This window comes from Streptomyces sp. NPDC059371 (assembly GCF_042751995.1).
Classification (GTDB): Bacteria; Actinomycetota; Actinomycetes; order Streptomycetales; family Streptomycetaceae; genus Streptomyces.
Window position 1 is genome coordinate 28,788 of record NZ_JBHYXD010000051.1, and the last position, 26,145, is coordinate 54,932.

Below are 26,145 nucleotides of genomic sequence, written 5' to 3' on the forward strand. Positions count from 1 at the left end.
GCGTTCACGGATCACAGGTACTTCACACTTTCCTCACTTATCCCGGGAACATTCCGCGGAACCATCCGTATGGGTAGTCTTATTCGTACTCAACTCCCGTCCCTCGCGCGGCAGTTCGAGCAGAAAGTCGCCCTGCGCACCTTCTTGCACTTCCTTGGCGGCCTCTTGCCCCGAAAACCCCTGAGGGCCGATGTGATTGGGCCACTATGGCGGGCGTTACGCCCTCTCCCCATGCAAGGGACCCCCGATGAGACTGACCGACATATCGCTGAACTGGCTGCTTCCAGGCGCCGTTCTGCTCCTGGGCCTGCTGGCGGCGGTGGCGGTGCTGGCACGCGGCAAGCGGTCCGGGGACAGCACGAGCAGCGACGACTCGTGGGAGCGCACCGAGGAGCGCCGCAGGCGTAAGGAAGCCGTCTACGGCACCGCCTCCTACGTCCTGCTGTTCTGCTGTGCCGCCGTCGCGGCGGCACTCTCCTTCCACGGCCTGGTCGGCTTCGGCCAGCAGAACCTCGGACTCTCCGACGGCTGGGAGTACCTCGTCCCGTTCGGCCTGGACGGGGCGGCGATGTTCTGTTCCGTCCTCGCGGTGCGCGAGGCCAGCCACGGCGACGCGGCGCTCGGCTCCCGCATACTCGTGTGGACCTTCGCCGGTGCCGCGGCCTGGTTCAACTGGGTGCACGCGCCGAGGGGCATCGACCACGCGGGCGCTCCGCAGTTCTTCGCGGGGATGTCCCTGTCGGCCGCCGTCCTGTTCGACCGGGCCCTGAAGCAGACCCGCCGGGCCGCCCTGCGCGAGCAGGGCCTGGTGCCGCGTCCGCTGCCGCAGATCCGTATAGTCCGCTGGCTGCGCGCACCCCGTGAGACGTACAGCGCGTGGTCGCTGATGCTCCTGGAGAACGTCCGGTCCCTGGACGAGGCCGTGGACGAGGTGCGCGAGGACCGGCGCCAGAAGGAGCAGAACCGGCTGCGCCGCCGCAACGAGGAGCGGGTGGAGCGGGCGCACCTCAAGGCGCTCAGCCGCGGCCACCGCGGCTTCCCCGGACGCGGCGCCGCACGGGAACTGGAGACCACGACCGTGGAGCGGGCGCCCGCCGGAGCCTCCACGGAGCCTGCCATATCCACATCCGCCGCGGAGCAGCTTCCCGTCCGGTCGCGGCCCTCCCTCACCCCCGTCCGCAAGAGCACCGAGCCGATCACCGTCGACCTCACCACGGAGGACGACACGATGGCCCTGCCCCGGCTCGACTCCCTGGAGCGCAAACTCAAGGACCTTGAACAGCAGTTCGGCTGAGCCGCACACGGCCCGGCCGGCCCGCCCGGAGTTCCGGACGGGCCCGGACACGACAACGGCGGCGCGGTGTTCCTACACCGCGTCGCCGTTCAGTTCGAACCACACCGCCTTGCCCACTCCGTGCGACCGGACGCCCCACGCGTCGGCCAGGGACTGGACGAGGACGAGACCTCTGCCGTGCGTACCGTCGTCGGCGTTCGGTACGCGCAGTCGGGGCCTGCGTCCCACGAAGTCCCGGACCTCCACGCGCAGTCCGCGCGGTCCGATCGTCGCGGTCAGGACGGCGTCGTCATCCGTATGGATCAACGCGTTGGTGACGAGCTCGCTGGTCAGGAGCTCCGCCGTATCTGCCCTGCCCGGTTTCCCCCAGTGCCGTAAGTGTTCCCTCAGCGCCCTGCGTGCCTCGGGCACCGCCCGCAGATCCGCCTTGTCCAGCCGGCGCCTGAGCTGCGCGCCGTCCGGTCCGTCCATCGCCCCCTCGGACGCTTCCTCCACTGGTTCGGTGGAGAAGGCCCCTCTGGTCATGGGACCACCTCCTGGTGCCTGCCGCTTCATGACCCCCGCCTGCGTGCCGATGTCGGGTCCCCTCTGCTCGAACACGTTCACGGGATCCATGCCCTCTTCGGGAACGTGACAGTCATGTCGAATCATCGACCAGCCGCCGTACGGCCACGGGTGCGCGACGCCCGCACGGGGAAGTGAAGGCTTCGACAGAGCCGTCCGAGCGCCGAGGAGCCGCCGTGCACGACGACCGTTCGCTGGTGGAGGCCCGTCTGGAGCGCGCGCTACGGCAGTTCCTGCGCCCAGCCCAGTACGGGGAGCGGGTCCCGCTCACGCTCTCCGTATGGCAGGTGCCGGGCGAGCCGGTGCCCGTCGGGCAGGCGCTCCAGGCCTCCTACGAGCCCTTCACGACCGGCACGGTCTGGGGAAAACCCTGGTCGACGAGCTGGTTCCGCATCGAGGGCCGGGTGCCGGAGGAATGGGCGGGGCGGCGCGTGGAGGTGGTGATCGACCCCGGGTTCACCGGGGACGGGCCCGGTTTCCAGGCGGAGGGACTGCTGTACGACACCTCGGGCGTCCCCCTCAAGGGCATCCACCCGCGCAACCGCCACCTGACGGTCGGGGCACCGGCCAGGGGAGGCGAGGCGGTGCGCCTGCTGCTGGAGGCGGCCGCGAACCCCGCCGTCCTGCACGGCTTCGAGCCCACACGTCTGGGAGACGTGCTGACCGCCGGGGATGGGCCGATCTACCGATTCGCGGCTGCGGATCTCGCCGTACTGGACGAAGACGTGTGGCATCTGGTCCTGGACACCGAGGTCCTGTCGGAGCTGATGTACGAGCTGGATCCGCAGCGGCCCCGACGCCACGAGATCCTGCGCGCCCTGGAGAACATGCTCGACGCCCTCGATCTGCACGACGTGTCCGGCACGGCCGCGGCGGCACGGGCCGAACTGACGGAGGTGCTGGCGCGGCCCGCGCCGGCCAGCGCGCACCACGTCTCGGCGACCGGACACGCGCACATCGACTCGGCGTGGCTGTGGCCGCTGCGCGAGACGGTCCGCAAGGCCTCCCGGACCTTCGCCAACGTCACCGCGCTCGCCCTCGACTACCCGGAACTGGTCTTCGCCTGCTCCCAGGCCCAGCAGTACGCCTGGGTCGAGGAGCACCAGCCGCACCTCTGGGAACGCGTCAAGAAGGCGGTGGAGCAGGGCAATTGGGCTCCGGTGGGTTCCATGTGGGTGGAGTCCGACGCCAACATGCCCGGCGGTGAGGCACTGGCCCGGCAGATCGTGCACGGCAAGCGGTTCTTCCGGGAGAAACTGGGCGTCGAGACCGAGGAGATCTGGCTGCCGGACTCCTTCGGCTACACGGCCGCCTTCCCGCAACTGGCCAAGCTCGCCGGCGTCCGCTGGTTCCTCACCCAGAAGCTGAGCTGGAACCAGACCAACAAGATGCCCCACCACACCTTCTGGTGGGAGGGCATCGACGGCACCCGGGTCTTCACCCACTTCCCGCCCGTCGACACCTACAACTCGCAGTTCCACGGCAGTGAACTCGCCCACGCGGAACGCAACTTCGCCGAGAAGGGCCTGGCCACCCGCTCGCTCGCCCCGTTCGGCTGGGGCGACGGAGGGGGCGGCCCGACCCGCGAAATGCTGGAGAAGGCCCGCCGGTTGCGGTCCCTGGAGGGCTCGCCCACGGTCCGGATCGAGAAACCGGAGGCGTTCTTCGCCGCCGCCGAGGAGGAGTACGGCGCACACGCGCCGGTATGGTCGGGCGAGCTGTATCTGGAGCTGCACCGGGCCACCTACACCACGCAGGCCAAGACCAAGCAGGGCAACCGCCGCTCCGAACACGCCTTGCGGGAAGCCGAGTTGTGGTGCGCCACGGCCGCCGTGCGCGATCCGTCGTACAGCTACCCGTACGACGCGCTGGACCGGCTCTGGAAGACCGTGCTGCTCCACCAGTTCCACGACATCCTGCCCGGTTCCTCCATCGCCTGGGTGCACCGGGAGGCACGCGAGACGTACACGCGGGTGCTCGCGGAGCTCGAGGAGATCACCGCGGAGGCGGTACGTGCCCTGGGGTCCGGCCCGCCCGCGGTGCTGAACGCCTCGCCCTACGAGCGGACCGAGGTGGCCGGGGACCGGGTGGTGACCGTGCCGGGGCTGGGAACGGCCGTCGTACCGACCGGTCCCGGTCCCGGTCCCGGACCCACCGTGCGGGCCGGGCAGGCCGACGGTGCCATCGTGCTGGAGAACGACCGGCTGCGGGTGCGGATCGACGCCGACGGACTGCTCACCTCCGTACGGGATCTCGCGCACGGCCGGGAAGTGCTGTGCGGTCCCGGCAATCTGCTCCAGCTCCACCCCGACCACCCCAACGCATGGGACGCCTGGGACATCGACCGGCACTACCGGCGCACCCGCACGGACCTGACGTCCGCCGAGTCGGTGGAGCTGGTGGAGAGCGGGCCGCTGCGGGCCACCGTGCGCGTCACCCGGGCCTTCGGCTCCTCCCGGATCGTCCAGGAGATCCGGCTGACCGCCGCGAGCCGCCGGGTGGACATCGTGACGGACATCGACTGGCAGGAGTCGGAGAAGGTCCTGAAGGCCGCGTTCCCGCTCGACGTCCAGGCCGAACGGTCGGCCTCCGAGATCCAGTTCGGGCACGTGCACCGGCCCACCCACGCCAACACCGGCTGGGACGCGGCCCGTTTCGAGATCTGCGCCCACCGCTGGCTGCGGGTCGCGGAGGAGTCGTACGGCGTCGCCGTGCTCAACGACTCGACGTACGGCCACGACGTGACCCGTACACCGCATGCCGACGGCCTCGGCACCACCGTACGGCTGACCCTGCTGCGCGCCCCGCACAGCCCGGACCCCGAGACCGATCTCGGCACGCACCGGTTCACGTACGCGCTGCTGCCGGGGGCCGGTGTCGGGGACGCGGTGGCGGAGGGACTCGCTCTCAATCTGCCGCTGCGCCGGGCCCCGGTGCCGGACCTCGGACCGCTGGTGAGCGTCGACGACCCCGCCGTCACCGTCGAGTCGGTCAAGCTCGCGGAGGACCGCGGCGGCGATGTCGTGGTGCGGCTGTACGAGTCACGGGGCGGGCGGGCCCGCGCGAAGGTGACCGCCGGTTTCCCGGTGGCCCGGGCCGAGGTGACCGACCTGCTGGAACGGCCGCTGCGGGAGGCCCCGCCGGAGATCGAGCTGCGGCCGTTCCAGATCCTCACCCTGCGCCTGCGACCCGCCCGGCGGGTGCACGGCACGGACGTGTGAAAGGCGGGGCCCGCGAAGGTGGAACCATCCCAGGCCTCCCGGCCTCTCTTTCTGGGGAGTACCTGGGATGCCGTCCTGGGACGAGAAGCGGGGGAAACGATGTCATCCCGGGACGATGCCGAGGAATTCGCGGCGCTGCTGCGGCGCCTGAAGGCGGGCTCCGACCGCAGCTACGCCGCGCTCGCCCGTCACCTGAACATGAACGCCTCGACGCTGCACCGGTATTGCTCGGGCGAGGCCGTGCCGCTCGGGTTCGCACCCGTCGAGCGGTTCGCCGCGCTGTGCGGAGCGGATCCGGCCGAACGGGTCGAACTCCACCGCCTGTGGATCCTGGCGGTGGCGGCCCGCCGACGCTCCCGGACGACGGGGGCCGAGTCCGGACAGGACACGGGCGATGCCCCCGCGCCGGAGACCGGGCCGGACGCGACGGAAGCCCCGGGGTCCGGGACCGGGCCGGACGCCGCCGAGGCTCTCCCGCCGGCCGGCGGGCCCGACGCCGATGGAACCCCGCCGCCGGCGGAGGGGCGGCACACGGCCGAAGTCCTGCCGCCGGACACGGACCTCGGGCCCGTTCCCTCGGACCGCTCCGCGGAAGGCTCCCCCGGCGCGTCCCCCGTACGGGCCGGAGCGCCGCGGACGCGCCGGTTCAAGCGTCGTGTCGCGGTCACCGCGGCCGTGGTGACCGCGCTCGTCGCCACCCTGGGCAGCCTGTCCGCCCTGCCCTCCGGGCACTCCGGGAAGGACGCCGCCGGCCGCGTGGCCGGCGCGCCCACCGCGAAGGCGACGGGCGAGCGGCGCGGCTCCGCGACACCGTCCGCGTCCCCCTCGGCCACGCACGGCCGGCCGTCCGGCTCCCCGGCCCCGAGCGCGTCCGGCAGTCGCGCCACCTCACCGAGCCCGTCCACGAGCCCCTCCCCCACCGGCGTCTCCGCCGGGCCCCCGCTCACCGTGACCGTGAACTCCCACCGCTGGGCGGTCGGTTGCGGTCACACCTACATCATCGACAAGTCGCCCGATCAGGTACCGCCGCCCCCGGCCCCGCAGGACGCCTCCCCATGGGCGCAGACGCAGAACGCGGTGCACGGCGAAGAGACGATCGTGGACCTCACCGTGCAGGGGAGGTCCGACGCGGCCGTGGTCCTGGAGGCCCTGCGGGTGCGCGTCGTGGGACGCTCGGCCCCGCTGAAGGGCACGGCCTACGCTACGGGCGGGGGGTGCGGCGGTGACATGGGCGTCGGCTCGTTCGCCGTCGATCTGGACATGGACCGGCCCATCGCCCGCCCGGTCCCGAGCGACGACGACGGGACGGGCTCCCGGACTCTGAGCATGCCCTTCAGGGTGTCCGTGAAGGACCCCCAGGTGCTGATGGTCGACGCCCTGACCGAGTCCTGCGACTGCCGCTGGTATCTGGAACTCGACTGGTCCTCGCGGGGTCGCACCGGTACGGTCCGGATCGACGACCAAGGTGTCCCGTTCCGCACCAGCGGCATCAAGGGCCTGCCGCACTACTGGTACCGGGCGAACGGCTGGAGCCTGATCACCACCGACTGAACGAGGCCCGCGGATCACCCGTCGAGGCTCTACGGGCGGGGCACGTTGCGCAGGTTGGAGCGGGCCATCTGCACCATCCGGCCGACCCCGCCGTCCAGCACGATCTTCGACGCCGAGAGCGCGAACCCCGTCACCATGTCCGCGCTGATCTTAGGCGGGATGGAGAGCGCGTTCGGGTCGGTGACGATGTCGACCAGGGCCGGGCCCTTGTGGCGGAAGGCGTCCTTGAGGGCGCCGGCGAGGTGCTTGGGCTTCTCGACCCTGATGCCGAACGCCCCGCAGGCGCGGGCCACCGCCGCGAAGTCGGGGTTCTTGTTGGTGGTGCCGTAGGAGGGCAGCCCGGCGACCAGCATCTCCAACTCGACCATACTGAGAGCGGAGTTGTTGAAGAGAACGACCTTCACCGGCAGGTCGTACTGCACGAGGGTGAGGAAGTCCCCCATCAGCATGGAGAATCCGCCGTCGCCGGACATCGACACGACCTGGCGCCGCGGATCGGTGAACTGGGCGCCGATCGCCATCGGCAGCGCGTTCGCCATCGACCCGTGCGAGAACGAACCGATCACCCGGCGGCTGCCGTTGGGCGTGATGTAGCGGGCCGCCCAGACGTTGCACATTCCGGTGTCGACCGTGAACACCGCGTTCTCGTCGGCGAGTTCGTCGAGCACCGAGGCGACGTACTCGGGGTGGATCGGGACGTGCCGGTCGACCTTGCGGGTGTACGCCTTGATGACCCCTTCGAGGGCGTCCGAATGTTTCTTCAGCATTTTGTCGAGAAAGCGCCTGTTTCCCTTGGGCCGCACCCGTGGGATCAGACAGCGCAGTGTCTCCCGCACGTCACCCCACACCGCCAGATCCAGCTTCGACCGGCGCCCCAGGTTCTCCGGCCGCACGTCGACCTGGACGATCTTGACGTCGTCGGGGAGGAAGGCGTTGTACGGGAAGTCGGTGCCCAGCAGGATCAGGAGGTCGCACTCGTGGGTCGCCTCGTAGGCCGCCCCGTAGCCGAGGAGTCCGCTCATCCCGACGTCGAAGGGATTTTCGTACTGGATCCATTCCTTGCCGCGCAGCGCGTGTCCGACCGGCGATTTGATCTTCTCGGCGAACTCCATGACCTCGGCGTGCGCTCCCGCCGTGCCGCTGCCGCAGAACAGGGTGACCTTCTCCGCCTCGTCGATCATCGCGACGAGTTCCTCGATCTCGGCGTCGCCCGGCCGGACGGTGGGCCGGGACGTCACGAGGGCGGTCTCGACGGGCTTGTCCGGGGCGGGCTCGGAGGCGATGTCACCCGGCAGCGACACCACGCTGACACCGGATTGGCCCACCGCGTGCTGGATGGCGGTCTGGAGGAGCCGCGGCATCTGCTTCGGGCTGGAGATGAGTTCGCTGTAGTGACTGCACTCGCGGAAGAGCTGGTCGGGATGGGTCTCCTGGAAGTAGCCGAGGCCGATCTCGCTGGAGGGGATCTGCGAGGCGAGGGCCAGGACTGGGGCCATGGAGCGGTGCGCGTCGTACAGGCCGTTGATGAGGTGGAGGTTGCCGGGACCGCAGGAGCCGGCGCAGGCCGCGAGCCTGCCCGTGATCTGGGCCTCGGCGCCCGCGGCGAAGGCGGCGGTCTCCTCGTGGCGGACCTGGATCCAGTCGATGGCCGCGTTGCGCCGGATAGCGTCCACGACCGGGTTGAGGCTGTCGCCCACGACTCCGTACAGCCGCTCGACCCCCGCGCGGACGAGGATGTCGACGAATTGCTCGGCGACGTTCTGCTTGGCCATGCCGCACACACCTCTTCGTGATCCTCGGACCCTCGGGTGTCCCGGGTCCCCCTCGTTCCCCGGCTGATCCCTCGGATCCATGAATGCACACGCGGCGCGGTTACGCCTCCCACACGGCGGCGGCCGTCCGGTCGTCGGCGTACCCCTTGACCCGCGCCGACGCGTCCGCCAGGAACGCGGCGAGACCGGGCGGATCACCCGCCGACCACCGTGTCGTCAGGTACTCGGCCAGCCCGGGTTCGCCGCGCAGCGGCTCCGCGAGGCCGCCCGTGCACAGCAGGAGCGTGTCACCCGGGCGGGCTACGGAGGCCCGGAACCGGAAGGGGGCGTGCGGGGGCCTGGGGGCCGGCTCGTACGGGCTCGGAGGCGTCGTGATGCCCAGGTCCATCGTGAGCCGGTCGCCCTCGGGAGTCTCGTGGGGCGGTGACCCGTAGCCGACGACGGCCTCCCCGGTCGTGTCGGCGACCCGCGGTTCGATGTCCTGCCACTCGCCGTCCCGCAGCCGGAACAGACCGCCCGCTCCGACGCCGAAGAACACCCGGGTACGGCACTCGGGATCGGCCGGCAGCAGCAGACAGCGCAGGCCCGCGGTGTACTCCTCCGGGTCGACGCCCTGTTCCGCCGCGCTCGCCCGCAGCTTGCCGAGGCTGCGGTCGGTGAGCCGGTGCAGTCCCGACTTCAGCTCGCCGCGCCGGGCGGCCCTGATGTCGGCGGCGAGCCGTTCGTGGCTGCGCCCGACGGCCTGCCCGATCCAGCGGCACGCCTCCGCGGCCGCCCGGTGCGCGCCCGAGGTGGCGCGCGCGCCCGTCGCCATCGCCACCAGGACGAGCGCCTGCTCACCCGTCCCGAACCGGGCGGTCAGCAGCGCGTCCCGGCGCGGCTCGCCGCGGTAGCGCGCGGAGTCCCCGCGCAGGGACACGGCCCGCAGGGTGCTCGTCCCGTACCGTGCGCCGTCCAGCACGGTGTCGGCGACCAGGTCACCGAGTTCGTCGGGCTCGACGGCCGGCAGAGCCGTCGGTTCGGGGTCGTAGGTGGGCGGGCCGGAGCCGACGTGTCCGGCGGGGAGCGGCGGCTCGACTACGGACAGGACCGTCTCCCGGGGCTCGTCCGCCGGCACGTCCTCGGGGGCCGGCTCGGGCGGCGGTGTCCGGAAGCCCCCGGTGGTGCTGGGCAGCGCGTCCGCGGCGGGTGCGGGGGCCGTCGCGTCCGGGGGTGCGGAGGGAGCCGACTCGGGTTTCGGCGGTACGTCCGACGGTGTCCTCGACGGAGGCACCGGGTCGGCGGGCGGCGCCGAGGCCGTGTCGCCCCGGGCGTCCCGGGAGGCGTGCGGGGCGGGTTCCTGGGGGGTGAAGCCCGGCGGTTTCGGACCGGGCGGCAGGGCCGAGGGGGCGGCGGGCGCCGGACCGGCGGGCCCCGGAGGGTAGGGCGCCGCACCGGAGGGCGGGAGCTCCCAGGACGGGGGTTCCCAGGGGGTCGGCTCCCACGGGGTGGGCTCCCATGAAGCGGTCCCCGACGGGGGCGCCTCGCGGCCGGGCGGACCGCTGTCCGCGCCGGGCCCCCGCACCGGGCCCCGCTCCCAGCGACCCGGCCGGGACACGGGCTCGTCGGAGGGGGGCTCCCCGGGCGGGTCGCCGCCGGGCCGGGCGGCGGAGGCCGAGGTGCCGGGTGCCGGGCGTGGCGGCCGGGGCGAGGCCGGCCCGGCCGTGCCCTGGAGTCGCGCCGATCCGGCGGGAGGCTGTTTCGGCAGCGGGGGCGGACGCTTCCCGGCCTCGGGCGACGAGGGCTCCGGAACGGTGGGAGGCCGCTCGGGACGCGGCGGACCGTCGAGTCCGCGTGCGCCGGGCCGCGGGGCGGACCCGCGCCCCGGGAAGGAGCCCGCGTCCGCGACGGACCTCGGATCGGCGGCGGACCGCGCGTCAGGCGAGGTGGGTGTCCGGGTCGGCGTGGGCGGCACGTCCGGCGCGGGCGTCCGTCCCGGCCCGGACGGCGGCCGCGACGCCGGTGTACGACCCTGCGCGGACCGGGCGTCGGACAGCGGAGTTCGCCGCGGCCCGGGACCGGCGTCCGGCCCTGTTTCCGGGCCCGTGTCGAGTCCGTCCCCGAGCGTCCCGGACGCCGACGCGAACCGGTCGTCGAGGGAATCGGCCACGGCCGCGGCCCCCGTGTCCTCGGTGGAGTCGTCGTACAACTGCCGCCACCAGTCGTCCTCGTGACCGGTGGGCTTCTCCCCCTGCTGGCTCATGCTCCCGATTGTCCACCGAGACAGCCGGTTGAAAACGGGGCATCCGGAAAAACCGGCCAAGACGCGGACCGCCGAACGGCGAACCGAGCAAACTGTCGAACTGTCGAACTGTCGAACTGTCGAACTGTCGAACGAGAATCCGTACCGGCGGGTGCGAACGCCTGACCGCCGGGCGGCCCCACCCCCCACGGGAGAACCGCCCGGCGGCGCCTGGGTGACCGGGGCCCACGCACACCGTGAACCGGCCCGGGCCACGGCCCGGACGACCGATTCACGGTCGGCGTCGGCCCGTTCGGCACCGGCTTCGTCCCGGGGCGAAGGGATTCCTCGACCCCCATCCCGCGGGGCCGGTACGCCTACGCCGGTAGGCACCTCGGTGACGTGAGCTTGTCAGAGGGGCGGGGGGTACGGCGATGATGTGCCGAGGCGGGTTTGCGCCGTGGCCGATTTCCGCCACGACGCTGCCGGCCGGCCGGTACGCAACCACGGGAGGGGCATCGCCGCATGCTGGGAGCGATAGGTCTGGACGAGACCCACGAAACGGCGTACCGCGCGCTGGTGTCCGTGGGCGCCGCCGAGGTGCCCGATCTCGCGCGCCGGCTCACGCTCGGCGAGCACGAGACGGAGCGCGCGCTGCGCCGGCTGGAGCTGCGCGGCCTGGCCGCGCAGTCCTCGGCGCGGCCCGGCCGCTGGGTCGCCGCGCCACCGGGAGTCGCCCTCGGCGCGCTGCTCACCCAGCAGCGCCACGAACTGGAGAAGGCGGAACTCGCGGCCGCGCTGCTGGCCGAGGAGTACCGGGGCGCGGCGGGCGAACCGGCCGTGCACGACCTGGTCGAGGTGGTGATCGGCGCCGCGGCGGTCTCCCAGCGCTTCCTCCAGCTCCAGCTCGGCGCCGTCGAGGAGGTGTGCGCGCTGGTCACCGGTACCCCGATGGTGGTCTCCGGCACGGACAACGACGCCGAGGAACAGGCCGCGGGCCGCGGTGTCGGCTACCGCGTGGTCGTCGAACGGTCCGTTCTCGACCAGCCCAGCGGGATCACCGAGCTGTCCGCCGCGCTCGGCCGCGACGAGCAGGTGCGGGTCGTGGACCGGGTGCCGACCAAGCTGGTGATCGCCGACCGGGCGCTCGCCATGGTGCCGCTCACCTCGCACACCGCGGAGCCGGCCGCGCTGGTCGTGCACGCGAGCGGACTCCTGGAACTGCTGGCGGGGCTGTTCCAGTCCGTGTGGCGGGACGCGCTGCCGCTGCGGCTGGGCAACCGGGGCGTGCTGGAGCAGGAGCCGGACGGCCCCGACACCACCGACCTGGAGATCCTGTCGCTGCTCCTCGCGGGGCTGACCGACGCGAGCGTCGCCAAACAGCTCGACCTGGGCCTCAGGACCGTGCAGCGCCGCGTCAAACGCCTGATGGAGCTGACGGGCGTGACGACCCGGCTCCAGCTCGGCTGGCACGCGTACGAACGCGACTGGGTCGCCCGGGCCTGACCTGCGACCTCCCGTCCGCTCGGGCAGTCTGGGCAGATGGGAGTGTGGGAACTCCTGCTGGTCGGCGTGGTGATCCTGCTCGGCCTGGTCGGAGTACTGGTGCCCGGTCTGCCGGGGTCGTGGCTCGTCTGGGCCGCCGTGCTGTGGTGGGCGCTGAGCTACCCCCAGAGCCTGTCCTGGGCCGTCCTGGTCGCGTCGACGGCCGTCCTGCTGCTCTCCCGGGCCATCCGCTGGATGCTGCCGCCGCGACGGCTGCGCGAGAGCGGCGCCACCACCCGAATGGCGGTGTACGCGGGTGGCGGGTCGTTCCTCGGCTTCTTCCTGGTCCCGGTGGTCGGCGCCGTGGCCGGATTCATCGGCGGGATCTATCTCAGCGAGCGGCTGCGCCTGAGCGGGCACGGCCCGGCGAAGGCCGCGGTGCGGACCGCGATGCGTGCGGGCGGCTGGAGTGTGCTGACGGAATTCCTCGCCTGCCTGCTGATCCTCGGGGCGTGGCTGGGAGCGGTCATCTGGGGCTGAGGCGCTTCGCCGTCAGGGTTCGGAGGTCGATCGCCTCGGCCAGGGCGCGCATGCCGGCGTCGTTGAAGTGCAGGTGGTCCCCGGGGTCGTACGCCGGGAGGATCCGGTTCGGGCGGGCCGGGTCACGGACGGCGGCGTCGAGGTCCGCGACCGCGTCGAAGATCCGGTGGGTCCGGATGGCGGTGTTGACCGCCTGCCGCACGGCTTCCCGGGCAGGGGTGTACGCGCCGTGACCGCCGTACGGGGTGATCGTGCCGCCGATGACCTCGATGCCGCGGGCGTGGGCGCGGCGCACGACGAGCCGGTAGGCGTCCTCCAGGGCGCGCGGGTCCGTCTGCTCCGGGGTTCCCTTGATGTCGTTGACGCCCTCCAGCACGATCATCGTGCGGACACCCGCGCGGGAGAAGACGTCGGTGTCCAGGCGGGTCAGCGCGCTCGGGCCCCGGCCGTCGAGCAGGAGGCGGTTCCCGGAGATCCCCGCGTTGAGGACACCGGGCCTGCGGTGCGCGGGGAGCCCGCGCAGCCGGGCGGCGAGCCGGTCGGGCCAGCGGTGGTTGGCGCCGAACGAGGAGCCTGTGCCGTCGGTGATCGAGTCGCCGAGCGCGACGACGCTGCCCGCGGCCGAAGTGCCGAGCACGTCGACACCGGTCACGTAGTACCAACTGTCGACCCTGGTGGTGTAGGCCGTGCCGCTCTCCTCGGCGGTTCGATCGCCCCCGGGCGCGACGAAGTTGGCCTGGAGCGCGGAGCGGTGGTAGGTCGCCGGGCCGGAATCGGCCGGAGTGTGCACCGAGACGAGCAGGTTCGCGTCGGCGGGGACGCGCAGCGCGACGGGGTCGCTGACCAGGTCCCGGCCGGCCGGGACGGTGACCGGTCCGGCTCCGGAGAAGGTGACCGCGCGCACGGAGCCCGCGACGGCCCGGGGGCTCCCCGGCTCGCCGGGAAGCTGCAGGGCCAGGGTCACGGAACCGAGCCGGAGCGGCCGTGTGCCGAGCCGGTTGGACAGCCGGACGCGCGCGGCCCCGCCGCCGACGCTGGTGTGGACGACATTGCGGATCGAGGCGCCGGGGAGCGCGGGCACGGTACCGGAGGCCGCTGCCTCCCAGGTCCCCGTCCAGGTCCGGGCCGGTTTCGGGGCGCTCCGGCCGGGCGCGGACCGCGCTGCGGCGATCACACCGGTGGAGGCGAGGACCAGGGCGGTCGCCAGAGGGACGAGAAGACGCCGGAACACGATCGCGCGGGACATGCGGCGATCGATTCCCCACCCGCGCGCCCTCGCATCACATCATCACACCGTCGGACGCGCCCGGACGGGGCCGAACAGGGTTGGATGCGCCCGAACGGGGCCGGACGCACCCGGACGGGGCCGGCCGGTGCCGGACGCGCCCGAACCGGACGGAACGGGGCCGGACACGCCCGAACCGGACGGGACGGGATGCGACGGCTTCTCCTCCTCCGGTCCTAGGACCGCAACCCGATGCGCCGGGGGCCGGGGGCGTGTTTGGCTGCTGTCATGACCGAATTCAGTGAGGCCGAGCGCGCGTATCTGAGGTCGCAGCGACTGGGACGGCTGGCCACCGTCGACCCGCTCGGGCAGCCCCAGGCCAACCCCGTCGGCTTCTTCCCCCAGGAGGACGGGACCATCCTGATCGGCGGCTACTCGATGGGCACCACGAAGAAGTGGCGCAACCTCCGGAAGAACCCGAAGGTCGCGCTCGTCGTCGACGACATCGTCAGCGTCCAGCCGTGGAAGGTCCGGGGCGTCGACATCCGCGGAGAGGCGGAACTCCTCACCGGCGCACACGACTTGGGACCGCACTTCAGCGAGGAACTGATCCGGATCCATCCCCGGCGGATCCACAGTTGGGGTCTGGAGGACTGAACTCCCCCGCTGCCGCCCGCAGATGGCGGACGGCGTACGAGCGCCAGGGCCGCCAGGTGTCCGGGGCGTCCGTCCCGGGCGGTGCCACGTCCGGGTCGCCGAGGGCCCGGGTGCGGATGACCGCGGCGGTGCCCTCGTCCATGCCGGGCAGCGCGAGCAGCGCCGCCCGCGCCTGTTCGCGGTCCGCGCCCGGGTCGAGCCGCAGGGTGCCGTCTGCGAGGGCCGCGGTCAGCGCGCCGAGCGGCCCACCGGGCTCCGCCTCCGCGAGGACGGTGGCCTCGGGGAAGACATGGGTGAGCGTCTCGCACTCGGCGTCCAGCGTCTTGCCGTACCGCAGCACCAGCCGCTCGGCCTCCGCCGCCCCGACCAGCGCCCGTACCGCCAGTTCGTCCGGATCGGCGGTGCCCGGCGAACGCAGTCCCGGCCGCGCCGCGACCAGCGGACCCAGCCGCGCGTCCGCTCCCAGCCTCTCGTCGACGGCGTACGGATCGGCGTCGAGGTCGAGGAGTCGCCGCAGCCGCTGCACGGCGGTGGTGAGGTCCCGGAGATCGGTGAGGTGCAGCTGGGCGTCGAGCCAGCCTCCGGGGTGGGCGGCGTCGGCGTGGCCCGTTGCTCCGGCGGTCCGGCCCGTCGCGCCGGCCCGGGGGCGGTGGCCCGCCGCGGTGCCCGGCCGTTCCTCCACGGCCACGATTCCCGTGCCGTACGGCAGCCGCAGCGTCCGGCGGTACGTACGGCGGCCACGGCTTCCGCCGACGGTCTCGACACCCGGGACGGCCTCGGCGGCCAGCAGGTCGAAGACGGGGGTGGACTGGTAGGGGCCCCGGTGGGCGAGCCGGAGCGGTACGCCCGCGGCGGGGGTGGCCGCGCTGCGGGCGGCTGCGGCGCCGCGCGGCGCCGCTGCACGCAACTGGCTCGGTGTGGACGCGTAGACCGTGCGGATCGTGTCGTTGAACTGACGCACGCTGGCGAACCCCGCCGCGAACGCGATCTGTGTGACGGGGAGTTCGGTGGTCTGGAGGAGGATCCGCGCGGTGTGCGCCCGCTGGGCCCTGGCCAGGGCGACCGGGCCCGCGCCGACCTCCGCCGTGAGCTGCCGCTGGACCTGGCGGGTGCTGTACCCGAGCCGTGCGGCGAGGCCGCCGACGCCCTCGCGGTCCACCACTCCGTCGCCGATCAGGCGCATGGCGCGGCCGACGACATCGGCCCGTACGTTCCAGGCCGCGGAGCCCGGCACCGCGTCCGGGCGGCATCGGCGGCAGGCCCGGAAGCCCGAGCCCTGCGCGGCGGCGGCCGTCGCGTAGAACCGCACGTTGCGCCGCTTCGGCGTCACGGCGGGGCAGCTCGGCCGGCAGTAGATCCCGGTGGTCCGGACGGCGAAGAAGAACTCCCCGTCGAACCGGGCGTCCCGGCTCCGCACGGCCTCGTACCTGGTGTCCTCGTACCTGGTGTCCTCGTACCTGGTGTCCTCGTCGTTCACCCTTCCAGTGTGACCCCGCCCGAACGGCAGGGCTGGCGGAAATCGGACACGGCACCCGGGCCGGACGGTGGTCCGGCGGACCGGGGCGGAGAACCCGCGGAGCGAGCCGAAGGATGCCGGACCCCGGACCGGAGAACCCGTGGACCGGGGTGGAGAACCCGCGGACCGGGCCGGAGAACCCGTGGACCCGGGCGGAGGACAGCGGACCGGGGCGGAGGACAGCCGACCGGGGTGGAGGACAGCGGACCGGGGTGGAGGGCCGGTCGTGCGCATCGCCCTCCACCCCGTGCCCGGCTACCAGCGGCCCCGCTTGGCCTCCATGGCGGCGCGGCCCTCCGCCCCCTTGCGCTTCCAGTCACGGCGGATCTCGGCGCGCACCCGGGCGTCCGTCTTGGCGACGATCCGCTGGTTCTCGCGGAGCAGCTTGCGGTAGCTCTCCAGCCGCCGCTCCGGCAGGTCGCCGGAGTCGACGGCCGCGAGTACCGCGCACCCGGGTTCGGCGACATGGGCGCAGTCCTGGAAGCGGCAGTCGGCGGCGAACTCCTCGATCTCGGAGAACACCTGCCCGACCCCGCTCCCGGCGTCCCACAGCCCCACTCCGCGCAGCCCCGGAGTGTCGATGAGGACACCGCCACCGGGCAGCACGAGCAGGTTGCGGGTCGTCGTGGTGTGCCGTCCCTTGCCGTCCATGTCGCGGGTCGCCTTTACGTCCATGACGTCCTCGCCGACCAGCGCGTTGGCCAGGGTGGACTTGCCCGCGCCGGACTGGCCGAGCAGCACGGCCGTACCGCCCGCGAGCACGGCCTCCAGGACGTCGAGACCGGCCCCCGTCGAGGAGCTCACGGCGAGGACGGTGACCCCGGGCGCGGAGGTCTCCACGTCCTGGACGAGGTGCGCGAGGGTCGCCGCCTCCGGAACCAGGTCGGCCTTGGTGAGGACGATTACGGGCTGCGCGCCGGACTCCCAGGCCAGCGCGAGGAAGCGTTCGACGCGGCCCAGGTCGAGTTCGACGGCGAGGGAGACGGCCACGACGGCGTGGTCGACGTTGGCCGCGAGGATCTGCCCCTCGGACCGCTTGGAGGAGGTGGAGCGCACGAAGGCCGTACGGCGGGGCAGATACGCCCGTACGTAGCGCGGGTTGCCGGCCGGTTCGACGGCGACCCAGTCACCGGTGCACACGACGCGCAGCGGATCGTGCGGTGTCACGAAGGCGGTGTCGGCGCGGATGACGCCGTCCGTGGTGGCGACGTCGCACTGGCCGCGGTCGACGCGGATCACCCGTCCGGCGACGAGCCCTTCGGAGTCGTAGGGAGTGAACTCGTCCGCCCAGGCGTCGTCCCACCCGTACGGAACGAGCGGGGAGAGCCCCAGGGAGGCGGACGGGGTCGGGAAGGTGGAGCTGGAAGTCAAGGGAGACCCTTCACAAGGGCGGCCCCGGCGACGCGCACTGCGGCGCGAAGGAAAGGAGGAAGGTCAGCCGGCGGCCACGGAGGTGGACTTGATGCACTTCTGAATGCGGGCAGCGCCCATCGCAACGACAGCCATCGGTCACACCTCCTGGTACTCGCTCGAGGCTCACGCCTCGATGCCGACACGTGAACTGTATCCGGGGCCCCCGCGGACCCGTCAATCGATTTAAATGCCCCGATCCAATGCCCGACGGGTCACCGTGCCGTCGTACAACGCCCGCCATTGAGCGTGAAGGCGTCCGGGGCCGAGTTCCCGTCGCTCCAGCTTCCGTTGAAGCCGACCGCGAAGGAACCGCCCGCGGCCACCGACTTGTTGTAGTCCTTGGCGGAAGCGGTCACCCGGGAGCCGGTCTGGGCGACGGTGCCGTCCCACATCTGTGTGACCCGCTGGCCGTCGTCGAAGGTCCAGCCGATCTGCCAGGTGTCGAGGGCCTCTTCGGACGTGACGGTGACGGTGGCCTGGAAGCCGTCCGTCCACTGGTCGACGAGGGCGTACCTCACCTCGCAGGTCGCGGGGCTCTTCGTGGCGGGCGCGGGCTGTGCGGAGTCCTTGGATCCCGGGGCCTTGGGAGTGGCGTGCGCCGGGGACGACGAGGACGTGCCCTGGGGCTCGGGATCGGACTTGGAGCCCGCGTCGGCAGTGGCGTCCACGGGCTCGGGCGAGACGAGCGAACCCTCGGCACGGGTGGTCGCCGCCGGGGAGGACCCGCCCGGGTCGGCCACCGGACGGCGGTCGGCCGCGTCACCGCGCGCGGAGGCGGCGCCGCCGTTCCCGGTGCCGAAGGGCATCAGGGAGACGGTGAGGGCGAGGCCGGAGACGATGACGGCGGCGACCAGCAGTCCGGTGCGGCCGATCCGGGGCGCGGCCTCCTTCATCTCGGCCAGACCGGTGTCCGCGGCCGCGTCCGTACGGCCGCCGGCCAGCCCCGCCTCGGCGGCGCGGCGCCTTCGTTCCAGATAGGCGAGGCCGCCCCAGCCGATCACCCCGCCCGCGAGCGCGGCGGGCAGTCCGCCGCCGTGCAGCCGCAGACAGGCCGCGGCCTCCGCGCACTCCACGCACCGGGCGAGGTGCCGCGAGAGGTCCTCGGGCGTCTCGGCGCCCGGCGAGCGGGTGACCGCGTCGAGAAGCCGGGCGTAGCTGCGGCAGTCCGCGTCCATCGGGGTGTCGAGGTGGTTGCGGTGACAGCGGTCCCTGAACAGCGCCCGGACCTGGCCGAGTTCCTCGGCTGCCGCCACCGGGTCGAGACCGAGCCGCCGGGCCACCGCGGGCAGCGGGAGCGCCTCCACCTCGACCAGCCACAACAGGGCGGCGTCGGGTTCCTGAAGGTCCCTCAGACCACGCAGCGCGACCGGGCGGTGCAGCGGCGGCCCCGTGTAGCGTGCGGCCTTCTCGGAGTTGAGCCACAGCCTGAGGTCCGGGTCCAGCCGGTGTCCCTGGCCGTGCGCCTCCCAGGCGGCGGCGGTGGTCCGAACCGAGTTCAGCAGCAGGGGAATCCGGGGCAGCCCGGGGTTTCTGCGGCCCGTGGTCTTCGTACGGGACGCGGCCGAACGTGCCTCGTGGATACCGTGGGTGAACGCCTCGGTGGCGAGCTGGGTGGCCGCGGCGGAGCCGGACGTGCACAGATCGGCGTACGACAGGACGGCGTCCCAGCATTCCGAGAACAGCGCGGCCTCGGCGGCGTCCTGGGGGGTCGGCAGGTCTGACATGGGGGGCTCCTGCATCCACGGCTTCCGCGTGCAACGTGACACAAACGCCCAACTCGCCTGTTTTCAGCAAGAGTTGGGGGTGCCTCAACAACGGGCCAGAGCCTTTCACGGTTCCGACACAACTGACAAGCGACGCCGTCACATCATGCGGTCGCGCGATCACAGGACGGCCGGTCGAACGCCGGCGACCTCGGTCCGGTCTCGGGCCGCCCGAGCCGGGACTCGGGTCGCCCGAGTGTCGTACGGAACGCCTGCCCGGCGAGACCGAACGCTTCAACTTTCACAGAACCCCCCACCGGCCCCCGCTCCCCCACCCGACACCCCACGCCCGGCATACGACGCCCACCACCCCCCGACGCGCGACGGCCCGGACGTCAGGACGACGTCCGGGCCGTGCGGGTGCGCCTCAAGCACGGGTCATACCTGGGAGGCCGGCTCCTGCGCGGGGAGGCTGTCCATGAAGGAGCTGACGGAGAAGACCGCGCGCCCCGGACCGGGCTCTCCGTAGCCGGGCGGCGACTTGAGCCCGAAGTCGTCCATGGTGGCGCGATAGGCCTCCAGCAGACGGATGTGGTACTCCAGCGGCGCGCCCTGCGGGTTGGCCTTGCCCAGCGGGGTGGTCGGCTCCGGGCACCAGGTGGTGAAGCGGGGCGTGATGCCGTGCGACATGAAGAAGCGCAGCCCCTCGGTCGTCGAGGCGATGGCCTCGTCGACGCTGGTGAAGCCGAAGGGCTCGGCCATCTCCACGCCCGCGACGAAGTTCGGGATCACGTTGCGCGCGCCGAAGATCTCGGCGGAGTCGAGGATGCGCTTGTGCCACTCGTCCCGGCCGACATAGCGCTCCTTGCCGGGGCAGTACATCTTGAACAGATACTCATCCCACACCTCGTAGTTGGGGTGGTAGATCTGCACGCCGTAGTCCTTGAACCGCTGCACGTCGTCGCGGGGCAGCGCCTGGGCCACCACCTTGCCGATCCAGCGTCCGGGGAACCGCTCCTCGATGGCCTTGGCGTAGTGGCCGTAGAAGTCGGCCTCGTCACGGCCGGACACCGTCTTGGTGATCGCGCCGCCGGTGAGGGTGTAGGCGGTGGACGTCTTCGCGGTGTCGTACCGGTCGATGATCTCCAGGGCTTCGAGGACCTCCTCGACGTCCTTGACCCCGGTGTACGGGCGGCCGGCCGCCTTGTGCTGGCGCCAGTTGTGGTTGATGTCGCAGTACTGGCACTCCTCCTTGGCGCCGAAGTACTGGCAGACCCGGAACACCGTGAGGTAGATCAGGTAGCCCCACTGGATCGTCGGCGCCACCTCCATCACGGACTTCCCGTTGGAGAGCTTGTGCCGGTAGTACTCGGGCATCGGCGGCACGCCGACGTCGGAGATCCGCTTCCCGTCGAGGTAGAGCCCGAGGACTCCCTCGTCGTCGGCGGCGACCCGGTAGGGCGAGGACGGGTTGACGCGCACGGAGACCACGGTGCGCCGCAGGTCGTACGGGCCGCCGGTGAGGATGATCTCCTCGGGCGGGCGCCGGAGCGCGGCCTCGCCCAGCTCGGGCAGGGTGCCGTGGTCGAAGGAGAAGATGAAGTACGACTTCGGTTTGACCTCGCCGCCCTCGTTGTCGCTGAGGGCGGACGCGTCGAAGGCCACGCCCCCGCGGAGCAGGTCCTCCTTGATGACGGCTTCCCGCGGCACATGCGGGAACCGCTCCATCAGATCCTCGACCAGCGCGGTGCGGCTGCCCATCCCGTTCTCCTCGCTCCCGAACTGCTTCGTCTGACGTGTTCGACTCCTCACGGTAGGCCCCCGCCCGGACATCGGCCGTACCGGGTCCCCCCGCGCCGCGGGAGTCCGCCGCCGCGACGGATCTCGTTTGCTCCGTCCGGGCGCCGCTGCGAGAGTCGTCGCCATGCCTGCCTTCACCGCGTACGACGGGACCGAACTGGCCTTCGACACCTCCGGGGACGGCCCGCCGCTGGTGTGTCTGCCCGGCGGACCGATGCAGGACTGCGCGTACCTCGGGAACCTGGGCGGGCTGTCCGCGCACCGGCGGCTGATCCTGACGGATCCGCGCGGGACCGGCGGGTCGGCGGTCCCGGCGGACCCCGCCTCGTACCGCTGCGACCGGCTGGTCGACGACGTCGAGGCCCTGCGCGAGCATCTCGGCCTCGACCGGATGGACCTGCTCGCGCACTCCGCCGGGACGAACCTGGCCGTGCTCTACGCGCAGCGCCACCCGGAGCGCGTCGGGCGGCTCGCGCTGATCACCCCGAGCGTCTTCGCCCTCGGGATCGAGATCGCCCCGGAGGTCAGGCGGGAGACGGCGCTGCTCCGCAAGGACGAGCCGTGGTTCCCGGAAGCATTCGCGGCTCTTGAGGCGATCGTCGTCGGCAAGGGGGACGCCGACGCGTTCCGGGCCATCGCCCCTTTCTGGTACGGCCGTTGGGACGAGGCCGCGCGGGCTCATCGGGAGGCGGAGGACGCGCACAAGAACCACGAGGCGGCGGCCCGCTTCGCCGACGGCGCCTTCGCGCCGGAGGCCACCCGGGCGGCTCTGGCCCGCCTGGCCTCCCCGGTGCTGGTGCTCGCCGGGGAGGTCGACCTGAACTCCCCGGCGCCCGCGATGGCCGAGGTCGCCGCCCTGTTCCCGCGCGCCGAGCTGGTCGTACAGCCCAGGGCCGGACACTTCCCGTGGCTCGACGATCCGGCGCGGTTCGTGGCGGCGACGGAGGCGTTCCTGGCCCGGCCCGTCGGCTGACGGCTCGGCCTGACCTGCCCCCTGACCTCCGGCCCGTGGCGCCCGGCTCGCCTCCTGGCAGCCTGGCCCGGCCCCCTGGCGGCTGGAGCCTTGCCCGGCGGGGTGCGCGTCCTGAGGAACCCGGCCGCCGGCGGGCGGGCTTTCGGAGCGGACCGTGCGCGGCGAGGTCGCGCACGGCTGGTGGCATGGCGGGGCGGGCAAGGCCATCGCACGCAAGCCGACGGGCGGGCTGACGGGGCACGGGCCGACGGGGCGCGTAAGCCGACGGGCGTGCGGGGCGTGCGGGGCGTGCGGGGCGGACCGTCAGGCGGTCCGCTCCAGGTCCTCCAGGCCGATCCGGAATTCCGGCGTCCGCCCGGACAGCAGACGTTCCGCCTCCGCCAGCACGGTCAGACCGAGGCGGGCGACCTCGTTGCCCTGCGAGCCGGCCAGGTGAGGGGTGACGAAGGCGTTCGGAAGGTCGTGCAGCGGGGAGTCGGCGGGCAGCGGCTCGGGGTCGGTGACGTCGAGGATCGCGCCGACACGCCCCGCGCGCAGCGCCTCGATCAGGGCGTCGTGGTCGACCAGGGAGCCGCGCGCGGTGTTGATGAGCACCGATCCGGCGGGCATCAGGGCGAGTTCGCGGCGGCCGATCAGATGCCGGGTCTCCGGGGTCTGCGGGGCGTGGACGGTGACGATGTCGCTGTCGGCGAGCAGTTCGTCGAGCGGCAGCAGGGGGACACCGAGGGCGGCCGCCCCGGCCTCGTCGACGTAGGGGTCGGCGAGGTTCACCGACAGGTCGAAGGGGCGGAGCAGTTCGATGAGGCGTCTGCCGATGCGGGAGGCGCCCACGACGCCGACGCGGCGGCCGAAGTTGCCGATGCCGGGGAGGATCTCGCCGTAGGGGAAGGCCCGTTCGGTGCGCAGTCGTTCCCGGTGCGCGAAGACGTCCTTGCCCGCGAGCAGGATCATGGCGAGCGTGTACTCGGCGACGGGCAGCGCGTTCGCGGCGGCGGCCGAGGAGACGACGATGCCGCGCTCCCACACCTCGGGGGTCGCGAAGCCCTTCACGGAGCCGGCGGCGTGCAGCACGGCCCGCAGCTTCGGAGCGGCGTCGAGCGCGGCCGCGTCGAGGAGGGGGCAACCCCAGCCGGTGATCAGGATCTCGGTGTCCGCGAGCCGGGCCCGTACGCGAGGATCGGCGAAGTCGCCCGCCACGAGCGAGGGATCGACGTCCACCCGCTCGCGCAGCCGGGCGAGGGTGTCCGGAGGGAAGATCCGCGGCACGTTCTCGGGGGTCATGGCGAACATCGCCACGGGACGCCCCGAGGGCCACTCCACTGGACGTTCGGGCAAGGAGGTGGCCTTCCGGTTCGGCGGCTCCGAGGACAGCAAGCGCTCTCTACCGTAGGTCGCGCCACGCGGCCGGTCAACGGACCGGTCTGCCACCGCGACGGACCGACGGGGTAGGTTCCCCCGGGTGGTCATTGCATGGGCCACGCACAGCCACTCGCGGGAGGGACGACAGGGATGACTCGGACCCTGACCAACTGGGCCGGCAACATCACGTACGCGGCCAAGGAGCTGCACCGGCCCTCCTCGCTCGACGCGCTGCGCGCCCTGGTCGCGGACAGCTCCCGTGTCCGGGTACTGGGCAGCGGGCACTCGTTCAACGAGATCGCCGAGCCGGGCGCCGACGGCGTCCTGCTGTCGCTGGCCGCGCTGCCGCCCGCGGTGGACGTCGACACGAGGGCCCGTACGGTACGGGTCTCGGGCGGGGTCCGGTACGCCGAACTCGCCCGCCGGGTGCACGAGCACGGACTCGCGCTGCACAACATGGCCTCCCTTCCGCACATCTCGGTGGCGGGTTCGGTCGCCACCGGCACCCATGGGTCCGGGGTCACGAACGGGCCGCTCGCCGCCGCCGTGCGCGAGGTCGAGCTGATCACGGCGGACGGCTCCGCCCTGGTGATCGGCCGGGGCGAGGAGCGGTTCGGCGGCGCCGTGACCTCGCTGGGCGCGCTCGGTGTGGTCACCGCGCTCACCCTCGACCTGGAACCGGACTTCGAGGTGAGCCAGCACGTGTTCACCGAACTCCCGCTGGAGGGACTGGATTTCGAGACGGTCGCGGCATCCGCGTACAGCGTGAGCCTGTTCACCGACTGGGGGCGCCCCGGCTTCCGGCAGGTCTGGCTCAAGCGGCGTACGGACCGGCCGTCGCCGGACTTCCCGTGGGCGGCGCCCGCGACCGAGGCCCTGCACCCGGTGCCGGGCATGCCCGCCCGCAACTGCACCGAGCAGCTCGGGGTGCCGGGCCCCTGGCACGAGCGACTGCCGCATTTCCGGGCCGAGTTCACGCCGAGCAGCGGGGCCGAGCTGCAGTCGGAGTATCTGCTGGCGCGCTCGGACGCCCTGGCGGCGCTGCACGCGCTGGACGCGATCCGCGGGACGATCGCGCCGGTGCTGCAGATCTGCGAGGTGCGGACCGTGGCCGCCGACGAGCAGTGGCTGAGTCCCGCGTACGGCCGGGACTCCGTGGCCCTGCACTTCACCTGGGTCGAGGACACCGCGGCCGTACTGCCGGTGGTCCGGCTGGTCGAGCGGGCGCTGGAGCGGTTCGGGCCGCGGCCGCACTGGGGAAAGGTGTTCACCGTGCCGTCGGCGGCGCTGCGCGAACGGTCCCCGCGGCTGGACGAGTTCAGGGCGCTGGCCGGCGAGCTCGACCCGGCGGGGACCTTCACCAACGCCTTCGTGCGGGACTTTCTCGGCCCCCGCCCCTGACCTTCCCCAACCCCCGCCGCCGCCCTTTCTCCACCCCATTTCCTAACCCCTTGTCGAATGTCCCCGGCGGGCCATAGCCTGGCGCGGCGCGCAGGGGCCGACGCGCCAGGCGACCGGTGCGCGGGAGCGAGGGGAGCCCCATGAAGCGCGGTACATCACGCGACATCCGCACCGCGAACCGGTACGAGGTGCTGCGCCAGATCATCGCCGAATCCCCCACCTCACGGCAGGAGCTGGCGGCGGCGACCGGGCTCAGCCTGGCCACGGTCGCGACGCTCGTCGGTGAACTGCTCGACCTCGGGATGCTGACCGAGGTCGGCTTCGAGGACTCCGCGGGCGGCCGTCCGCGGGGGCTCGTGGCGGTGAACGCGGCCGGGGGCGCCCTCATCGGCGTCGACATCGCGGAGACGTACGTCCGTGTCGAGCTGTTCGACCTGGCCCTGAACATGCTCGCCCGCGCCGACGAGGACATGCGCCCCGGGGAGAGCCGCCCGGAGCAGGTGGTCGGCCATGCGGCGGCCGCCGTCGGCTCGGTGGTCGCCCAGGCCGGGGTGGAGGGCGCGCGGGTCCTGGGCGTGGGCGTCAGCGTCCCCGGGCAGGTCGACCGCGACACCGGGATCGCGGAGTACGCGCCCAACTGGGACTGGCACGACGTGCCGTTGCTCGATCTGCTCGCCGAGCACATCGCCCACCCCCTGTATCTCGACAACCCGCTGCGCGCCTGCGCGGTCGCCGAGTTGTGGTTCGGCGCGGCCCGGGGACGCGGTGACGCGGTCGTGGTCAATCTGGGGACGGGCGTGGGCGCCGGTCTCGCGCTCGGAGGCGGACTGCACCGCGGTGTCAGCAACAGCGCCGGCGAGTGGGGCCACACCACGCTGGTGCTGGACGGCCGGCTGTGCCACTGCGGGAACCACGGCTGTGTGGAGACGTATGTCGGGGCGCCCGGCATCATGCTGAACCTGCGGGAGCTGAGCCCCGGGAGCACGCTGCTGCACCCGGAGGACCAGACCGCCACCATCGACGCCCTCGCGGCGGGTGTCGCCGCGCAGGACCCGGTGGCCATCGAGGTCGTGCGCGACACCGCCCGTTACCTCGGCGCCGGGATCTCCGACCTGGTCAACCTGCTCAACCCCGAAGTGGTCGTGCTGAGCAGTTGGGTCGCGGCCACGCTCGGGGAACCGCTGCTGCGGGAGGTGCGCGAGGCCGTCGCCCGACGCGCGCTGCGACGTCCGCTCGCGGCCACGGAGATCGTCCTGTCCCCCATTCCGACGGACCCGGTCTGTCTGGGCGCCGCCACGTTCGCCCTCGAAGGGGCCCTCCGGTCGGTCGGCCAGCGGCAGGCCAGGCGGACCGCCCCCGCGCGGAGTCGTACAGCGCCTCCGGCCTGATTGCCGGAATCGGTTCCAACGACGCGACGCGCGTCAAGTGGCGTGATGTGTACGTGAGTTGA

At 72.8% G+C, this 26,145-nt stretch carries 18 protein-coding genes; 9 read left to right on the forward strand and 9 right to left on the reverse strand.

Features of this window, described 5'->3' with window-relative positions:
* Positions 1 to 247: 247 nt before the first annotated feature.
* Entirely contained in the window at positions 248 to 1,294 is a 1,047-nt protein-coding gene (locus ACFXGX_RS25820) for a DUF2637 domain-containing protein (protein WP_384795384.1), read from the forward strand.
* A 72-nt stretch (positions 1,295 to 1,366) separates the two neighbouring features.
* Here the strand turns inward: ACFXGX_RS25820 and ACFXGX_RS25825 are convergent, their stop codons facing one another.
* Positions 1,367 to 1,765, reverse strand: coding sequence for an ATP-binding protein (locus ACFXGX_RS25825; RefSeq protein ID WP_384795428.1), 399 nt, complete (start codon positions 1,763 to 1,765; stop codon positions 1,367 to 1,369).
* A gap of 269 nt (positions 1,766 to 2,034) precedes the next feature.
* Here ACFXGX_RS25825 and ACFXGX_RS25830 point away from each other — a divergent pair, with 269 nt between their 5' ends.
* Together ACFXGX_RS25830 and ACFXGX_RS25835 are read left to right on the forward strand one after the other, a co-directional pair.
* Positions 2,035 to 5,079, forward strand: coding sequence for an alpha-mannosidase (locus ACFXGX_RS25830; protein ID WP_384795386.1), 3,045 nt, complete (start codon positions 2,035 to 2,037; stop codon positions 5,077 to 5,079).
* A gap of 99 nt (positions 5,080 to 5,178) precedes the next feature.
* On the forward strand, positions 5,179 to 6,630 hold the full coding sequence (locus ACFXGX_RS25835; protein ID WP_384795388.1) for a helix-turn-helix domain-containing protein: 1,452 nt from the start codon (positions 5,179 to 5,181) through the stop codon (positions 6,628 to 6,630).
* 29 nt (positions 6,631 to 6,659) lie between these two features.
* Here the strand turns inward: ACFXGX_RS25835 and ACFXGX_RS25840 are convergent, their stop codons facing one another.
* Together ACFXGX_RS25840 and ACFXGX_RS25845 are read right to left on the reverse strand one after the other, a co-directional pair.
* Positions 6,660 to 8,402, reverse strand: a complete 1,743-nt coding sequence (locus ACFXGX_RS25840; protein ID WP_384795390.1) for a pyruvate dehydrogenase — start codon at positions 8,400 to 8,402, stop codon at positions 6,660 to 6,662.
* Between the two features lie 100 nt (positions 8,403 to 8,502).
* A complete protein-coding gene (locus ACFXGX_RS25845; protein WP_384795392.1) occupies positions 8,503 to 10,644 on the reverse strand; it encodes a protein phosphatase 2C domain-containing protein in 2,142 nt (713 codons plus the stop codon).
* Between the two features lie 504 nt (positions 10,645 to 11,148).
* Between ACFXGX_RS25845 and ACFXGX_RS25850 the strand changes: the two genes are divergently transcribed.
* Complete coding sequence (locus ACFXGX_RS25850; RefSeq protein WP_384795394.1) at positions 11,149 to 12,129, forward strand: helix-turn-helix domain-containing protein; 981 nt, start codon at positions 11,149 to 11,151, stop codon at positions 12,127 to 12,129.
* A 36-nt stretch (positions 12,130 to 12,165) separates the two neighbouring features.
* Complete coding sequence (locus ACFXGX_RS25855; protein ID WP_384795396.1) at positions 12,166 to 12,648, forward strand: DUF456 domain-containing protein; 483 nt, start codon at positions 12,166 to 12,168, stop codon at positions 12,646 to 12,648.
* On the opposite strand, the gene ACFXGX_RS25860 is transcribed toward ACFXGX_RS25855, so the two are convergent.
* Positions 12,635 to 13,894, reverse strand: coding sequence for an SGNH/GDSL hydrolase family protein (locus tag ACFXGX_RS25860; RefSeq protein WP_384795398.1), 1,260 nt, complete (start codon positions 13,892 to 13,894; stop codon positions 12,635 to 12,637). The two genes, ACFXGX_RS25855 and ACFXGX_RS25860, sit on opposite strands and share 14 nt — an antisense overlap.
* 267 nt (positions 13,895 to 14,161) lie before the next feature.
* Here ACFXGX_RS25860 and ACFXGX_RS25865 point away from each other — a divergent pair, with 267 nt between their 5' ends.
* The gene (locus tag ACFXGX_RS25865) at positions 14,162 to 14,530 is read left to right on the forward strand and encodes a PPOX class F420-dependent oxidoreductase (protein WP_384795400.1); all 369 of its coding nucleotides are present in this window, start codon (positions 14,162 to 14,164) and stop codon (positions 14,528 to 14,530) included.
* On the opposite strand, the gene ACFXGX_RS25870 is transcribed toward ACFXGX_RS25865, so the two are convergent.
* The 4 genes from ACFXGX_RS25870 to ACFXGX_RS25885 all read right to left on the reverse strand — a co-directional run bounded on the left by ACFXGX_RS25870 (position 14,469) and on the right by ACFXGX_RS25885 (position 20,923).
* Positions 14,469 to 16,007: an AlkA N-terminal domain-containing protein gene (locus tag ACFXGX_RS25870; protein WP_384795402.1), complete on the reverse strand. Its 1,539-nt coding sequence runs from the start codon at positions 16,005 to 16,007 to the stop codon at positions 14,469 to 14,471. The two genes, ACFXGX_RS25865 and ACFXGX_RS25870, sit on opposite strands and share 62 nt — an antisense overlap.
* A 294-nt stretch (positions 16,008 to 16,301) precedes the next feature.
* On the reverse strand, positions 16,302 to 17,417 hold the full coding sequence (gene rsgA / locus ACFXGX_RS25875) for a ribosome small subunit-dependent GTPase A (protein WP_384795404.1): 1,116 nt from the start codon (positions 17,415 to 17,417) through the stop codon (positions 16,302 to 16,304).
* Positions 17,418 to 17,671: 254 nt separating this feature from the next.
* Positions 17,672 to 19,183, reverse strand: coding sequence for a cellulose binding domain-containing protein (locus ACFXGX_RS25880; RefSeq protein WP_384795406.1), 1,512 nt, complete (start codon positions 19,181 to 19,183; stop codon positions 17,672 to 17,674).
* A 417-nt stretch (positions 19,184 to 19,600) separates the two neighbouring features.
* Positions 19,601 to 20,923: a radical SAM protein gene (locus ACFXGX_RS25885; protein WP_384795408.1), complete on the reverse strand. Its 1,323-nt coding sequence runs from the start codon at positions 20,921 to 20,923 to the stop codon at positions 19,601 to 19,603.
* Between the two features lie 163 nt (positions 20,924 to 21,086).
* Between ACFXGX_RS25885 and ACFXGX_RS25890 the strand changes: the two genes are divergently transcribed.
* The gene (locus ACFXGX_RS25890; RefSeq protein ID WP_384795410.1) at positions 21,087 to 21,935 is read left to right on the forward strand and encodes an alpha/beta fold hydrolase; all 849 of its coding nucleotides are present in this window, start codon (positions 21,087 to 21,089) and stop codon (positions 21,933 to 21,935) included.
* Positions 21,936 to 22,238: 303 nt separating this feature from the next.
* On the opposite strand, the gene ACFXGX_RS25895 is transcribed toward ACFXGX_RS25890, so the two are convergent.
* Positions 22,239 to 23,216, reverse strand: coding sequence for a hydroxyacid dehydrogenase (locus tag ACFXGX_RS25895; RefSeq protein ID WP_384795412.1), 978 nt, complete (start codon positions 23,214 to 23,216; stop codon positions 22,239 to 22,241).
* Between the two features lie 228 nt (positions 23,217 to 23,444).
* On the opposite strand from ACFXGX_RS25895, the gene ACFXGX_RS25900 reads away from it, so the two are divergent.
* Both ACFXGX_RS25900 and ACFXGX_RS25905 read left to right on the forward strand, forming a co-directional pair.
* On the forward strand, positions 23,445 to 24,695 hold the full coding sequence (locus ACFXGX_RS25900; RefSeq protein WP_384795414.1) for an FAD-binding protein: 1,251 nt from the start codon (positions 23,445 to 23,447) through the stop codon (positions 24,693 to 24,695).
* Between the two features lie 140 nt (positions 24,696 to 24,835).
* Positions 24,836 to 26,083 (forward strand): ROK family transcriptional regulator, encoded by a 1,248-nt coding sequence (locus tag ACFXGX_RS25905; RefSeq protein ID WP_384795416.1) that lies wholly within the window; start codon positions 24,836 to 24,838, stop codon positions 26,081 to 26,083.
* Positions 26,084 to 26,145 lie beyond the last annotated feature (62 nt).

Bases quoted from the DNA above. Each gene is read 5' to 3' on its own strand.
- ACFXGX_RS25820 (WP_384795384.1), top strand. From the start codon at position 248: ATGAGACTGACCGACATATCGCTGAACTGGCTGCTTCCAGGCGCCGTT.
- ACFXGX_RS25825 (WP_384795428.1), bottom strand. From the start codon at position 1,765: ATGGACGGACCGGACGGCGCGCAGCTCAGGCGCCGGCTGGACAAGGCG.
- ACFXGX_RS25835 (WP_384795388.1), top strand. From the start codon at position 5,179: ATGTCATCCCGGGACGATGCCGAGGAATTCGCGGCGCTGCTGCGGCGC.
- ACFXGX_RS25840 (WP_384795390.1), bottom strand. From the start codon at position 8,402: ATGGCCAAGCAGAACGTCGCCGAGCAATTCGTCGACATCCTCGTCCGC.
- ACFXGX_RS25845 (WP_384795392.1), bottom strand. From the start codon at position 10,644: ATGAGCCAGCAGGGGGAGAAGCCCACCGGTCACGAGGACGACTGGTGG.
- ACFXGX_RS25850 (WP_384795394.1), top strand. From the start codon at position 11,149: ATGCTGGGAGCGATAGGTCTGGACGAGACCCACGAAACGGCGTACCGC.
- ACFXGX_RS25855 (WP_384795396.1), top strand. From the start codon at position 12,166: ATGGGAGTGTGGGAACTCCTGCTGGTCGGCGTGGTGATCCTGCTCGGC.
- ACFXGX_RS25860 (WP_384795398.1), bottom strand. From the start codon at position 13,894: ATGTCCCGCGCGATCGTGTTCCGGCGTCTTCTCGTCCCTCTGGCGACC.
- ACFXGX_RS25865 (WP_384795400.1), top strand. From the start codon at position 14,162: ATGACCGAATTCAGTGAGGCCGAGCGCGCGTATCTGAGGTCGCAGCGA.
- ACFXGX_RS25880 (WP_384795406.1), bottom strand. From the start codon at position 19,183: ATGTCAGACCTGCCGACCCCCCAGGACGCCGCCGAGGCCGCGCTGTTC.
- ACFXGX_RS25885 (WP_384795408.1), bottom strand. From the start codon at position 20,923: ATGGGCAGCCGCACCGCGCTGGTCGAGGATCTGATGGAGCGGTTCCCG.
- ACFXGX_RS25890 (WP_384795410.1), top strand. From the start codon at position 21,087: ATGCCTGCCTTCACCGCGTACGACGGGACCGAACTGGCCTTCGACACC.
- ACFXGX_RS25895 (WP_384795412.1), bottom strand. From the start codon at position 23,216: ATGACCCCCGAGAACGTGCCGCGGATCTTCCCTCCGGACACCCTCGCC.
- ACFXGX_RS25900 (WP_384795414.1), top strand. From the start codon at position 23,445: ATGACTCGGACCCTGACCAACTGGGCCGGCAACATCACGTACGCGGCC.
- ACFXGX_RS25905 (WP_384795416.1), top strand. From the start codon at position 24,836: ATGAAGCGCGGTACATCACGCGACATCCGCACCGCGAACCGGTACGAG.